Source organism: Halarchaeum nitratireducens (genome assembly GCF_017874695.1).
In the GTDB taxonomy this organism is placed as follows: Archaea; Halobacteriota; Halobacteria; order Halobacteriales; family Halobacteriaceae; genus Halarchaeum; species Halarchaeum nitratireducens.
In genome coordinates, this window is sequence record NZ_JAGIKY010000016.1 from 62,435 (window position 1) to 75,665 (window position 13,231).

Genomic DNA, 13,231 nt, shown 5'->3' on the forward strand with positions numbered 1-13,231 from the left:
CCATGTCGACAGATCCAGACGCCGCCGCGAGACGCATCATGAATCAGTTCGGCGAGGAGAGCCACATTCCCTACCTCAACATTGAGGAAGGCGACGTCGGCGTCCTCATCGCCTTTCCCATCATCGGCCTCTTCCTCGCCGCACTCACCGGTATCGACTCGCTTGCCCTCCCGTTCGTCGCAGGTGGCTTCGGGATCGGCGTCGCTATCATCTACGTCGCCCCGAACCATCTGAATGCGTGGACGTGGGCCACCGACGTCTATCAATACCTCAAACGGCCCCGTGTCACCTTCAGCACGCCCGACGAGTCAGACAGCAAGACGAACGAGGAAGTGTGGAACGAGGGTGGACTGGCGAACTACACGCCGTTCCAGCCGGACGAACGCACCCAAGACCTCACCAATATCGAACGCGCCTGGCCGGGCGCTGGCGCTATCCAGCGCTCGGATGGCACGATGGAGGCGTTCGTCGAGGTCGACCCCGACAACATGGACTTCGCCATGTCCGACGACTGGGCCCAGTTACAGGAGGCCGGCGCGGAGTTCGCGAACAAGGAACTCGACTCGAAGCTCAAACTCCACGCCACCACCCGCGAGTTCCCCGTCGAGCAGGTCGTCAAGAACATCCAGGACCGCCTCGACGACGAGGACGTCCAAGCAAATCCCGTCTTCCACGAACTCCTCGAAGAATATCTCGAGACACGGCCGCGGGAGATGCGCGAGCGCGGCATCCAGCAACTCCACTACTACATCGGCGTCGAGGTCTCCCCGATGGAGGTCTACGACCGCTACCGCGACGAATCCACCCCCGCCGAGAAGTTGACCGAGATTCCCGTCATCGGCTTCCTCTTCAACCCGTTCGTCACCCGCCGGGAGAATCTCCAAGAGACTGAACGGCGCGCACGGATGTTCGAAACCTTGGACGACCGTGTTGCCGCGGTGCGCAGCGAGTTCGTGCAGCAGGCGAGTGGCTGGTCGGCACGCCGCCTCACTACGGTCGAACTGTTCACGCTCGCGATGGGCTTCTGGAACGGCCACGAACACGACGTCGACGACCCCGACTCACTCATCCGCCAGCAACCCACCATGGATCACCAGACACGCGAGGATAGCGATGCATAACGGCCTCCTTCCCGCCGCAACGGGGTTCAGCGATCAACTCACCCAGTGGGCGCTCAATCCCACCACGCCCGGCGGGATCCTCCTCTATCTCCTCGTCGCCGTGACTATCACTGCGACTGCTGTCGTCGCGTGGACGCGCTACCAAGCCCGCGACGACGAACCCACAGTCGAGTTCGCCGACGTCCTCGATGAGGAAACGCTCGAAGACGGCCAAGCCGAAGGACGGCTTCTCGACGAGATCGCCGAATCACACAAGACGGCAATCGCCCCAGCCGCGATCGAGTGGGAGACGCGTGCCGCCCACGTCGGCGAGCAGTGGACGAGCACGCTCTACGTCGCCGAGTATCCCGACCATCCAAGTGACGGCTACCTCAGCGATCTCTTCGAGCTCACTGACGTCGAGTTCGATCTGACTGCGCACGTCACCCCGAAGAACCAGGAGCGAGCACGAACCGAGCTCGAGGAGATTGCGGACGATCTCCAAGTTGATGCGGACCTTGAGCAGAGCGTACGTGGTGCCTACCTCCAAGAACGCGCTGACGAAGCCAAAGCCACCTACAAGGCCGTTGAGAGCGGTGCGAACGTCTTCGACCAGGGCGTCTTCATCACCGTTCGCGCTGACGAGAAGGACGACCTGCAGGACGCCGTCCGCACGGTGAAGAGCACGCTTCGGGACGATCCGGCGAACCTCACGCCGAAGACCGCGATCTGCCGGCAGGACGTCGCCCTCCAATCTGCTTCGCCCATCGGCGACAACGAATTCGGCCGCGAATCCATCGCCCTCGGCGGCGCCGTCGGCGCGCTCCTTGCGTCGCCGCATAACGCGACGATCCTCGAGGAGGGCGGCGTCGAGTTCGGCATCCACAAGGACAACCAAAGCCCCGTCGTCATCGACCCCTTCGAACGCGACAACGGCTACGCCATGTTCACCGTCGGGGACACCGGCTCCGGGAAGTCATTCAGCTCGAAGCAGAACTTCATCCGCTCGATCGAACAGGACAGCGACCGCATCGGCATCGTCCTCGAACCCTTGAACAACTGGGCGGGTGTTTCGGAAGCTCTCGACACTCAGCGGATCACCGTCGGTGGGACGCTCGGCCTCAATCCCTTGGAGATTCGGCAGACGCCCGAGCACGCCCAACGTGCGATGGGGGAGGACGCCAGTCCGTTCAACGAGAAGCTTGATGACGCGATGAGCTTCCTCACCAACTTCTTCGCCCTCCGCGGTATCTCCCTCGGTGATCGGCGCACCACGCTCGAACTCGGCTTGCGCTCAGCATACGCTCGACAGGGGATCACCGACGACATCGCCACCCACGACAACCCGAGTCCGACGATCCGCGACATGCTCGACGTCTTCGAGGAGATGGTCGCTGATCCCGAGGAGTTCGTCGTCCGCTCGGAGTCGGAGGCGGAGAAGATTCAGGCCGACGCGACGTGGCTTCTCGATCAACTGCGCCCCTTCGAGGAAGAGGGTCGGCACGCGAACCTTGGGAAGGCCTCCGCCTTCGACATCCGCGACGAGAAAACGATCTATCTCGACCTCGCCCAACAGGAGGGGAGTGTCGACTCCAGCACCGCACTCACGATGCAGCTCCTCATTTCGCTGGTGTATGAGCGGGCGAAGGAGACGGAGAAGGAGGTCGTGTTCGTCATCGACGAGGCCCGCTACATCATGCAGGACGCCGCGAGCCTCGCCTTCCTCGAGACAGTCTTCCGCCACCATCGCCACCACGATCTCTCCATCCGCCTCGTGACGCAGACCGTCGATGAGTTCTTCGAGCACGCCGAGAGTGAGGCGATCCTTGACCAATGTGCGGTCAAGCAGTTCCACCGCCTCGACGGCATGGACGAAGAGTGGGCCGACGAGTTCGGCCTGAATCACGCCCAGATGCGCTACGTCCAAGACGCCGTCCCCGGCAACGAGGACGCCGGCTTCTCCGAAGCACTCGTCGGCGTCGACGGCGAGTGGCGCGGTATCCAGGTCGAGGCGATGCCCAAGGAGAAGCAGGTTATCGACTTCGACCCCACCACCCAAACTCGCGACGAACTGCCCGGTGCAACCAACGACGAAACCGAGTCAGCAATGCATTCGTTCCAACAGCAACTCAACGAGCAGACCGCTGAATCGAACGACAAATCGGAGCAAGTCGCCGAGACGGACGGTGGTCGCGATGAGTGAGTACCTCCGCGTCACGCCGACCTCTGAAGAACTAGACCCGTCGGGGATTCCGCGACTCCTCGAGAGCCTCCACAAACTCACTAGCGAGGATCCGGGACTGGGGTCGACGTTGAATCCGCTGTCGTCCTCGATGCCGCCGCGCTTCGAGTTCCTGGCACTCAGCGACGGCGAAGACGCGCCCGTCGAGTTCTACTACGGCGCTGACGATGGCCTTGAGACCGTCGAGGAGCGCCTGCAGTCGATCTATCCGACGACCTTCGACATCGAACGTGTCGACCTCGACGTCGAAGAACGGCTTGTTCAGCCGGCCGAGTACTCACGCGAGGAGTTCCTCAACGCCTACCAGCAGGGCAATCTTCAGTACGAGTTCGACGAGGACGAGCAGTACGCCATCACCGACGAGGGGGAGGCTGAGGCGCCCGACGTCGACCTGACTGCGGACAGAGTGGTGTCCATCGACAATAGCGCGCTTGAACTCGCAGAGGATGTTGGGGTGCCGGTTGAGAAGCCAACGGTGACCGAGCGCGGGACGATTCTCGCACGGCCGGCGACCGAGACGGTCTCGCCCTATGGCGTGCGCTGGCAGGGCGATGCCACACGCAAGAAAGACTGGATGACGTCGCTCACCCCATTCACGGACGGCGAGGACGAAGAGTCCCTCTCGGCTGTCGACCAGCCCGGTGCGGCGCTCGCCTCGCTGATCGACCACGTGAATGACGCCGAGGAACCACTCGCCTTCCAGGTCGTCTTCGAGCGCCGGGAGAGCTGGCAATCCGACGCTGGACTCCGCAAAGAAGACCTGCGCAATGGGCGAGACACGTGGGCGCAGCGGATCATCGGTGGCTTACTCGAGTTCGGGGAGTACGAACGCGACGAGCGTGAGTTGAGCGATATCGTCGAACGCCGCCTCAACGCGATCGAGGCGACCAACCCCCAGCGCTCGTTCACGGCGAACATCCGGGCAGTCGGCGTTCCGACCAGCGACGACGGCCAGGACTCACTCGACAAGCGACTGTCGTCGCTCGCCCCGGTGTTCGACCCACTCGACGGCCCATTCTACGATGTTGAGTCCGAACGAGTGCGTTCGAGTGGGTTCCGCGAGGCGAAAAAAGAGAAGAACGCACGCAAGGCCCTCCAGCGCCTCCTCGATCGCGACATCGTCACCGGCCGTGGGAAGACACGACCCGACTTCGTGCTGAGCGGGCGCGAACTCGCGCACTTCCTCCTCGTCCCCTCCGCCGAACAACTCTCGATGGAGGGATCTCGGGGGACACGCGCCGAACAGCAAAGTCGGAACCCACTCTCCCGGCCGGACCCCGACCTCATGAGTGAGTTCCGTGAGGGCATGGCGATCGGCTATGCGCTCGACGAGACCGGTGAACCCGAGAATGAGCCGGTCCGTATCCCGCCAAGTCTCCTCCCTACACACTATGGGCGCTTTGGGACGACCGGCGCCGGGAAGTCGAAAGCCCAGATTAACGAACTGCTCTCCCTCTACGCGAATACGGAGGGACCATCGATCCTGATCGAACCGAAGGGCGACGGAATGACGGAGAACTACATGCGCGCTCATGCCGCTCGCTTCGGGATTGATGACCTCGAAGAGAACGTCATCCACTTCTCGATTCCCGAGGACCTCCCCGGCTTCTCCTTCTTCAACATCCAGCCCGCCCTCGAAAATGGCGTGCGCCGCGAGGACGCTATCCAGAAGAAAGCCGACCACTATGAGGAGATTCTCAAACTCGTCATGGGCCAGGAGCGCTACGAGCGCGCCACTGTCGCCCCCGGCCTGATCAAGACCCTCATCAAGGCGCTCTTCGACGCAGAACACGGCCGTGAGAACGGCCAGTATCGCGAGTCCGAGGACTACTTCGCGCACCGCCAACTAGAGAACGCGCTTGACCAGCTCTGGGAGGCCGGCCCGCCCCAGCCCGACTTGGGCGCGGCGCCCCAGTCGACTGACGAGGCGGTCACGCGCTCGCTCCGCCGCCAGCTGCAGGCGGACAAGACAACGTTCTCGAACATCATGGGCGGGGTCAGCAACCGCCTCGGGATGGTCTCCGACGACGCGAACCTCCGCCGCATCTTCAACAACACCGAGCCCCAGTTCGACTTCCGCGATCTCCTCGACGAGGACACGGTCATCCTCTTCGACCTTGGCGACCTTCGCGAGGACGCCGCCCGCATCATGACCGGCGTCATCCTCACCAACCTCGAAGCCGCACTCCAAGAGGAGAACCAGGACGCCGAGACGCGTCCCGAGGACTACGTCGTCAACCTCCTCATCGATGAGGCGGCCTCGGTCGCCGTCTCGGACGTGATGAACAATCTGCTTGAGCAGGGGCGGAGCTTCCGCCTCTCGGTCGGACTGTCGATGCAGTTCCCCGAACAGATGAAAGCCGAAGGCGGCCGCCGCGCCTACCTGAACGTCCTGAACAACATCGGCAGCCCACTCGTCGGGAAGATCAGCGTCGACCGCGAACTCGCCCAAGCAATGGCCCACGAGGAGATGGACCCCAAGGACTTCGCGAACCGCATCCGCTCACTCCCACGTGGGGAGTGGATCGCGAACCTCCCGAGTCCCGTCTTCGGTGAGACCGGCCCGTATCCGTTCAGCCTCGCCCCACTCCCGATCCCGAAGGGCCACCCGGAGAGCGACCAACCACTGACGAGCGATGAGGAAGCCCGCTTTGAGGAGGCGCTCACGCGCATCCACGACCAGGTCAGCGACGCCTACGGCGTGACGGAAGACGCGACGCCGACGACCCAGACGCCCGAGGAACTCGGTGACGTGCTCGACGTCGCGGATGGGGAGTTGGACGTCGCGCTCGCGAAGGTCGTCCGCAGCGTCCAGTTGCGGACGAATAGTCGGGAGGGGAACGACTGGGTGGCGGTGGAGACAGTCGACGATGAGCTTCGTCGGCTCTTCGAGGATGCTGATTCGGACGCACCCACGTATGACGAGCTCGCGTCGCTCCGGCAGCGCTCGCGCTTCCTCGAAACGACCGTCGACATGGATACCGATGAACTCGTCATCCGCCTCACCGACGCTGGCGAGGACATCGCGACGCCCGACACTGGATCTGTGCAGTCTGCGGGGAGTCAGAAGCACGATACGGCCCTCGAACAGATCGAACAGGAGTTGACGGCAGAAGGATTTACTGTCTCCATCCTGACGCAGGACGGCAGCGAGAAACCTGACGCGCGGGCAACCCATTCCGGCTTCGAGGACGCGTTCGCGATTGAGGTCGAGACCACGACACCGGAGAATCCCGCAAAGGTACTGGTGAACCTCCGGAAAGCACAGGACGAGGGAGAGTTCCCGCTCTTCGTCGTTCGACCGGGTTCGTCGCAGACAGAATGGGCAGAGCGCATTGAGCAGATACTCAACCCACCTGTCCGCGAACTTTCGGCCGGTGAAACCCGCTACTATACCACTGACGAGAACCTCACGTTCAATGGTGGAGCGACGGAGGACGGTGGCGTGACCGCTGTCCGACCCGTCGAGGACACGAACAGTACGCAGACGGCTTGGTGTGAGGAGTCGGGAAAGCTTGTCCTCCGGACGACTACGGACGAAGAGATTCTCGGCGTGGACTCACTCACGGATCTCTCGAAGGGGCGGATGCCGGCGACGTATAGTTACGACCCGGCGGCTGAGGAGTACATCGTCTACGAGGAGGGAACCCGCCACATCTACGAGTCGAAGCAAGCGTTCGAGGCGAACTGGGCGCGGATTAAGCGCCCGTTTGTTCCCCGCAACGAACTCGCCGTTGCGGACGCCGAAGAGATGGAGTACGCCATAATCATCTTGCCACGCGACGGGAGTGCGACAGTGTACTCTGAGGGCCGGACATACCCAATCGACACGCTCCAAGAGGTGATCGAGAGTCAGGACTCCCCAGAGAATCAGCTAATGGCGCTACAGAGCCTCAGCCAACCTGATATCGAGGAGATTGCAGACGATCCGGATGCGGTCGTCGGACAGTTTGCCGCCCAGTGTCTATCTGAGGCTCCCGACGAGCGCGTCACTGCTGGCGACGTGTATACTGCCTACGAGCAGTGGGCTGAGAACCACGGAATCGAACCAGATTCGAAATCCTGGTTCGCGCGGCGACTGAATAAGCAGCTCTCGCTTGAGCGAACGACCGACCGGAGAGATGGGAACCAAGTCCGATACTACGAGGGAATCAAACTCACCAAGCGAGGTGGTGCGGACTGATGACCGAGTGGCCTATCCCGCGAATCTATCAGAATAAGAGAGCGATAGCAGCACCGTTACCGAACCTAACCGAGGTTAAGCTAGACTGTGGTATGAGGCCAGGGAAACCCGAGAAAACCGAGATTCGGGGATCTGTTACAGCAAATCCCGAAAATGCCGTAACACAACGGGCTCACTCACAGAATGCTGTACGGCATTTCCACGGCCAGAGAGCGGAACAATCAGGGAGTATAGGATGGCTGTTACAGCAAAAGCCAACTAGAATAAGGCGGGGGGTACCCGTTGGGAATGGACGAAGAAGCAGGAGCGGAATTCGGTGGAGTTGTTTGAACTCTGAGAGTAGTGTGAGTATTGGAGTTGATTGGGATGAGTGATGGGGTCGACGTTGATCTGGATGTGTTGCCAGCGGAGTTGCGGGAGCGCGAGCAGTGGGTTGGGTGGCGGGTGGAGGAGGGGGGTGGGAAGGCGACGAAGGTGCCGGTGAATGCGGCGACGGGTGGCTATGGGTCGGCGACGGATGCGATCACCTGGACGGACGTCGCGACTGCAGTTGACGCGGTTGAGTCGGGTGAGGCGGACGGGATTGGGTTCGTCTTCACGGATGAGGACCCGTTGGTTGGCGTCGATCTGGATGACTGCCGTGACCCCGAGACGGGCGCAGTTGAGGAAGACGCGACAGACATCATCGAGCGACTGGACTCGTACACGGAGGTATCGCCGTCGGGGACGGGCTTCCACGTCTTGGTGGAGGGCGAACTCCCGGAGGGGCGGAATCGGCGTGGGAGTGTGGAGTGCTACGAGACGGCGCGCTTCTTCACGGTGACGGGCGACCATGTTTCGGGGACGCCGACGCGGATTGCGCGCCGTCAGGACGCCCTGCAGGGGATTCATCGGGAGTACGTGCAGCCGGACGACGAGAGCGCCTTGACGGACGACGTCGCGACGGCGCCCGCAGACTCGGCGGGGGACGCGGCGCCGTCGAGTGAGGTCGACTTGGGGGACGAGGAGTTGGTGGAGAAGGCGATGGCGGCGTCGAATGGGGAGAAGTTCGAGCGGTTGTGGAACGGCCGCCTTGGGGGCTACGACAGCCAGTCGGAGGCCGATATGGCGTTTTGTTGCCTCTTGGCGTTCTGGACGGGCGGCGATCAGGCGCAGATGGACCGGTTATTCCGCGAGTCGGGGTTGCTGCGTGAGAAGTGGGATGAGGTCCACTACGCGGATGGGTCGACGTATGGAGAGAAGACGATCGAGCGCGCCGTCCAACGGACCTCCGAGTTCTACGAGCCCGAGGGAGGGGAGACTGCGGGTGACGTAGAAGAGGACGGTCAGAGCGCGACGTCGCGTGATGACCGCGGGGAGGCGTATCTCGCGGAGAAAAATCGCGTGTTAGGCGATCGTGTTGAGACGCTCGAAGCGCGACTCGAGGAGAAAGACGACCGAATCGCGGAGTTAGAGACGATGGTCGAACGGCTCAAGAGTGAACGTGACGCCGCACAGGCAGAGTTGGATAGGGAAACAGAGTCCGGAGGGTCGGAGTCATCGATGTGGGGGCGAACGAAGAATTGGTTCGATTCTGAGTGAAGTGCCCCTCCGTCTGTACACTGAGGTAGTCTATTTTTCCCGTGGAAAATATTATCTTCCTCTACTGCGTAGTGTGTGGTATGACTGGTTCGGGTGAACAGGCGGACGAACCGAGGTACGTGTCGCGGTGGAAGGAGGCGACGACGGGGTTCGACCGAGTGCGGTCGGTCACGTCGTCACTCGAAGAGCCGCGAACGGCGGGCTGGATCGCAGACGAGGCGTACGTCTCGGAGCCGACGGCGCGTGACCACCTCGAACGGCTCGTCGACCTCGGCGTGCTCGTCGTCGACGAGACAGGGCGGGGGAAGATGTACTATCCGGATCCCGTTTACACGCGGTTGACGGCGATCCAGGAACTCGTCGCGGAGAATTCGGAGACGGAACTCACCGAGCAGGCGACAGCCATCCAGGCAGATATCGAGGCGTGGAAGATGGACTACGCTGTCGAGACGCCGCGTGAGCTTCGCGCGTCGGTGACGGAGGATATCGCGGTTGCCGAGGCACAGGAACGACTCCAGGCTGCGGCGGACTGGGAGTCCGCTCGCTATCAGCTCTCCCTCCTTCGGGACGCGATTGACCACTACGACAGCTATACTGCGCGCCCATCGGCGTCCGTATGAGTGAGGACGCACCGGCGACTCATCCTAAGCAGAACGCCACCGATCGGCTCCGCGGGCGTCGTCCACCCTACCCGGATGGTGGTCGCGACGCATCGCAGGTCGACGTCGAGAAACGCCATCGGATCTTGCGGTCGGTACGCGAGCAACTCGAACGTCATCCAGCGATCCGTTCGGCTCGCGGCAGTCCGAACGGACAGTACGCGAACGTTGCGGCTGACGTGAACCCAGCGTACTTTGGTCGTGACGCCGAGTCCGCGTCACTCCGGGTGACGTGGCAGCCGAACCCCCGCTTTCCACCCGGGACGAGTCTCGACGACCGCCGACGGACGACGTTGACGTCGAACTTCACACTCCACTATACTGAGTCGTCTGGATTCGACTGTGGTGTCCATCTCGAGCCAAATCCACATATTGAGGGCCATCTCCACTATCAAGAGCGGGACGCACCCGATTCGGAATACGACTACGATGCGGTGTGGCTCGACGCCGAGTCACCTGTCGGCGTGCTCTGGGAAGTCCTCGAGTTACTCGACGATCGGTTCCACGACACATAGCACCCACGAGTTTCGAGGGCTGTCTCGGTATTGTGTCTCGCCCCGCTGAAGGTATCCGTTGGTGCGACGTCGCGTTGGTGCTCCGTTATACGCTGATTCTCTACGCGTCCACAGGCCGGCATCTCTGACTATAGTGTTGGTTGCCGGTGGGCTGTGGCTGGCGACATCTGTTCGCCCCCGATTACGTCCACTATTTGGGATACCCGTACCTTCGAGATTCAGAGCAGACTGCAGGTGTCGGCCTCCTCACAGCCCACAGTAGGCGGGAAACCCGTACTTGGCGTGAAGGTACACTCATCTGCAAAGTGAGTCCAACTTCGCCCACATCCGCCACCATACTCGCTGTCTCGGACTTTCCGCGGGAGCATAGGTGGCACTCAACACGTCATCCACAGCTTCCCCACGCTTATGCGCGGGTTTGGCGTACAAACAGATATGGCCAGTAGTCCGGGCGAACACGGCGAGGCCGAGAAGGACGCAGAAGTCCCCTCAGGGGTTCTCGACGGTCTCGACGGCCTCGAGGAAGGCCGGACGCTCAGTGACGAGGAGTTCGCGGACGTCCTCAAGTTCTGATTGCGGTGCTCTCGCAGTGGTTTAGTGACTGTGTGAGCGCCAGTACGCGAGTACCATCCTGCCCTCCGATGAGGAGACCTACGTGGTTTTCACGGAGTTCTACGAGAAGTTGATGCGAGGGATCGGACGGAACCAGCAACTCTAGGTTCTCAAGCGACTCTACAGGTGGAGCAGGCCGAATGCCCCAGCATCCTGAATTGCACGGTGTGTCTTGATGAGTTCGGCTTGGCGTTCTGGGGAACTCATTCTAAAGAACTCGCTGTGTCTGCGAGTCCAGCAGTATGATGGACTGCGTCGACTTCGTGACACCGAGATGATGTCACATCCGACGGTCCGGGTTACTCCTCGTCGTCCTCAGGTGTTGCCGCGAACGCCTCGTACAAGTCTTCGTTCTCCGCCACATCCCGATTCATGCGGCGGTGGGCGTCTTCGTGCATTATATCCTCCTCTACGCCGCTCACGAATGTAGTCTTCGGGTGGCTTGGTGGGTATGATGGCGGCGAGGGACCGACGTCACGGGTGAGTACGACACATGGGGTGTTGATCGAATAGACGCCGCATGCACTCGTCAATACGGCGGCCCTCTTCGTAGCGGCGGACTGTCGCGACGGCGCCTTAGATACACGACTACTCATTAGGGAGTCGACGACGAGACGCTTCAAGGGTCGTGATACTCGGTTATGCGCCTTCCTCAGTCATGTGTCTCCGCCGGTCGTGTTTGTCGCCCCTAGTAGGGGTAGAGGGGCCATTGAGCGCCTCCTCAAGCAACCATGTCCGAGCACGACCAGCGACACGGAACGCGGCGCCGCGATGTAGAACTCGACACGGAACAGCGCCCACGAACACCACTCCAACTTCACGTGCCCAACGACGTCGGCGAGTTCGCAATCCGACGATTCGTCGAGGGAATTATCTCCGAGTTGAAGCAGTCTCCCGTTGGCGTGGAGTACACATCGACGACACTCCTCGGCGTAACGCGCACGCAGTACATCGCGCAGGACTCGGGGACAACGTTCCAGAAGCGACTGTATGACCCACGGCTGGGGTGGCGGGAGACGTCCGTCCGCCAGCTCACCGTGCAGGACGAGCTCGTCGCCCGACTCACGCTCGATCGGCCAGTCGAGGACGGCCAGTGGGCGCGACGCTGCGACTACTGTCGGGTTCGCCCCGTCGGCGTCCTTCGGCGTCGCTAGATGAAATCTTAACCAACTCACTACGGTCTATCGATAATCCGTTGGTTAAGCCTGAGATCGCGCACGCAGAATGCGGTAGTTGGTGGGAAGGTTCACAAGCGCACCAGTCGTACACTCAGTCACCAACTCCACGTCCCAATGACGCGATTCCCTCACTCCACTGATCCACGACCCTCACCCCCAGACTGGGTACAGGAGGCCTACGAAATCCTCGTGGATGCAGCAGATAGCCCAGAGAGCGAGTTCTCCTACGACGAAGCATATACACTCCTTAATGAGTCGGACACGTTCTCGGCAGAACATAGCGATAGCGAGTATGCCGTCAAGCGCCTGCTCAACCGTGGCTATCTCTACGAAGCCGATGGCACGCTCCGCATCACCGAAACAACCCTCGACTAGACAGATGCAGGTCTGTCGTGATTTTTGCGGCTCACAGGGGCACTGTTTAGAACTGCAAACACGACATAGAATGCTTGTATAGGGAGTGGCCGAACCTCGACTGACCAGTTCAATCTCATCGTGAAGTCTCAGTCTGACCCAAACAGCACCCGAGTCAGTGCACCACCGTAGGCAATCCGTGAACCGATCCACAGTACACTGAGCGTGACGCCTATTGCCAAGAGGTAGGGAATCGGCTCTGAGAGGTGACCACTTGCTGTGCGGGCGAGCCGGTCCGCTAGAGCGATACCACCGAACCAAACTATTAGAAAGGCGACGTGCTGATGGAGAGCATTCTGTCGGCGTGCGTGGCGGTAACCGACGACGAGAAAGCCAACGAGCAACAGGACGCCTATGATTACGAACGCGAGAGAGCGGAGTTGTCCATCGAGCGCAAACGCCGAAGGGACCCCAATCACCACCGCGAGAACGAAGATTGTCTGAGCGATAAGTCCGATATCTATCTCAGTATTGGAGGGCTGTTCGGACACAAATTGCGGTCACAAACGATGAAAACATAAAATTTCTCTACCCGATGTGGGTCCGTTCATCCAAGTTGGCTGCATTCTACGACACCGACTAGTCCGTCTCTTGTGACGCCCATCGTTATCTAAGATACTTCGCTGAAGATACATGCTATACTGTCCACAACCATCCGTCTTTAGTTAAGCCTCACACCTCGGTTGTGTAGCGGTAGCGAGCGTCTCTTGTAAGATTGGTCGTCGCTTGTGGATCTTTTGAGCGTCT

11 protein-coding genes are annotated in these 13,231 nt (G+C 61.1%); 9 read left to right on the forward strand and 2 right to left on the reverse strand.

Annotation, left to right across the window (positions count from 1 at the left end):
* The first annotated feature begins 2 nt into the window (after positions 1-2).
* The 7 genes from J2754_RS14300 to J2754_RS14330 all read left to right on the forward strand — a co-directional run bounded on the left by J2754_RS14300 (position 3) and on the right by J2754_RS14330 (position 10,853).
* On the forward strand, positions 3-1,121 hold the full coding sequence (locus tag J2754_RS14300; protein WP_211087839.1) for a TraC-like domain-containing protein: 1,119 nt from the start codon (positions 3-5) through the stop codon (positions 1,119-1,121).
* On the forward strand, positions 1,114-3,303 hold the full coding sequence (locus J2754_RS14305) for a VirB4 family type IV secretion system protein (protein ID WP_211087840.1): 2,190 nt from the start codon (positions 1,114-1,116) through the stop codon (positions 3,301-3,303). The genes J2754_RS14300 and J2754_RS14305 overlap by 8 nt, the downstream gene beginning before the upstream one ends.
* A complete protein-coding gene (locus tag J2754_RS14310) occupies positions 3,296-7,525 on the forward strand; it encodes a conjugal transfer protein (protein WP_211087841.1) in 4,230 nt (1,409 codons plus the stop codon). The genes J2754_RS14305 and J2754_RS14310 overlap by 8 nt, the downstream gene beginning before the upstream one ends.
* 366 nt (positions 7,526-7,891) lie before the next feature.
* Positions 7,892-9,106, forward strand: coding sequence for a phage NrS-1 polymerase family protein (locus J2754_RS14315; RefSeq protein WP_211087842.1), 1,215 nt, complete (start codon positions 7,892-7,894; stop codon positions 9,104-9,106).
* Between the two features lie 80 nt (positions 9,107-9,186).
* On the forward strand, positions 9,187-9,726 hold the full coding sequence (locus J2754_RS14320; protein WP_245333061.1) for a winged helix-turn-helix domain-containing protein: 540 nt from the start codon (positions 9,187-9,189) through the stop codon (positions 9,724-9,726).
* Entirely contained in the window at positions 9,723-10,280 is a 558-nt protein-coding gene (locus J2754_RS14325) for a hypothetical protein (protein WP_245333062.1), read from the forward strand. Before J2754_RS14320 ends, J2754_RS14325 begins: the two co-directional genes overlap by 4 nt.
* Positions 10,281-10,715: 435 nt before the next feature.
* Positions 10,716-10,853: a hypothetical protein gene (locus J2754_RS14330; RefSeq protein ID WP_211087843.1), complete on the forward strand. Its 138-nt coding sequence runs from the start codon at positions 10,716-10,718 to the stop codon at positions 10,851-10,853.
* Between the two features lie 338 nt (positions 10,854-11,191).
* Here J2754_RS14330 and J2754_RS16515 read toward each other — a convergent pair whose 3' ends face one another.
* Positions 11,192-11,314, reverse strand: coding sequence for a hypothetical protein (locus J2754_RS16515; RefSeq protein ID WP_281063879.1), 123 nt, complete (start codon positions 11,312-11,314; stop codon positions 11,192-11,194).
* A gap of 309 nt (positions 11,315-11,623) precedes the next feature.
* On the opposite strand from J2754_RS16515, the gene J2754_RS16855 reads away from it, so the two are divergent.
* On the forward strand, positions 11,624-12,046 hold the full coding sequence (locus J2754_RS16855) for a DUF8030 family protein (RefSeq protein ID WP_211087844.1): 423 nt from the start codon (positions 11,624-11,626) through the stop codon (positions 12,044-12,046).
* Between the two features lie 213 nt (positions 12,047-12,259).
* Positions 12,260-12,445, forward strand: a complete 186-nt coding sequence (locus tag J2754_RS14340) for a hypothetical protein (RefSeq protein ID WP_245333064.1) — start codon at positions 12,260-12,262, stop codon at positions 12,443-12,445.
* A 128-nt stretch (positions 12,446-12,573) separates the two neighbouring features.
* Here the strand turns inward: J2754_RS14340 and J2754_RS14345 are convergent, their stop codons facing one another.
* Positions 12,574-12,975, reverse strand: a complete 402-nt coding sequence (locus J2754_RS14345; protein WP_211087846.1) for a hypothetical protein — start codon at positions 12,973-12,975, stop codon at positions 12,574-12,576.
* Between the last annotated feature and the right edge of the window lie 256 nt (positions 12,976-13,231).

Bases quoted from the DNA above. Each gene is read 5' to 3' on its own strand.
- J2754_RS14300 (WP_211087839.1), top strand. From the start codon at position 3: ATGTCGACAGATCCAGACGCCGCCGCGAGACGCATCATGAATCAGTTC.
- J2754_RS14305 (WP_211087840.1), top strand. From the start codon at position 1,114: ATGCATAACGGCCTCCTTCCCGCCGCAACGGGGTTCAGCGATCAACTC.
- J2754_RS14310 (WP_211087841.1), top strand. From the start codon at position 3,296: ATGAGTGAGTACCTCCGCGTCACGCCGACCTCTGAAGAACTAGACCCG.
- J2754_RS14315 (WP_211087842.1), top strand. From the start codon at position 7,892: ATGAGTGATGGGGTCGACGTTGATCTGGATGTGTTGCCAGCGGAGTTG.
- J2754_RS14320 (WP_245333061.1), top strand. From the start codon at position 9,187: ATGACTGGTTCGGGTGAACAGGCGGACGAACCGAGGTACGTGTCGCGG.
- J2754_RS14325 (WP_245333062.1), top strand. From the start codon at position 9,723: ATGAGTGAGGACGCACCGGCGACTCATCCTAAGCAGAACGCCACCGAT.
- J2754_RS14330 (WP_211087843.1), top strand. From the start codon at position 10,716: ATGGCCAGTAGTCCGGGCGAACACGGCGAGGCCGAGAAGGACGCAGAA.
- J2754_RS16855 (WP_211087844.1), top strand. From the start codon at position 11,624: ATGTCCGAGCACGACCAGCGACACGGAACGCGGCGCCGCGATGTAGAA.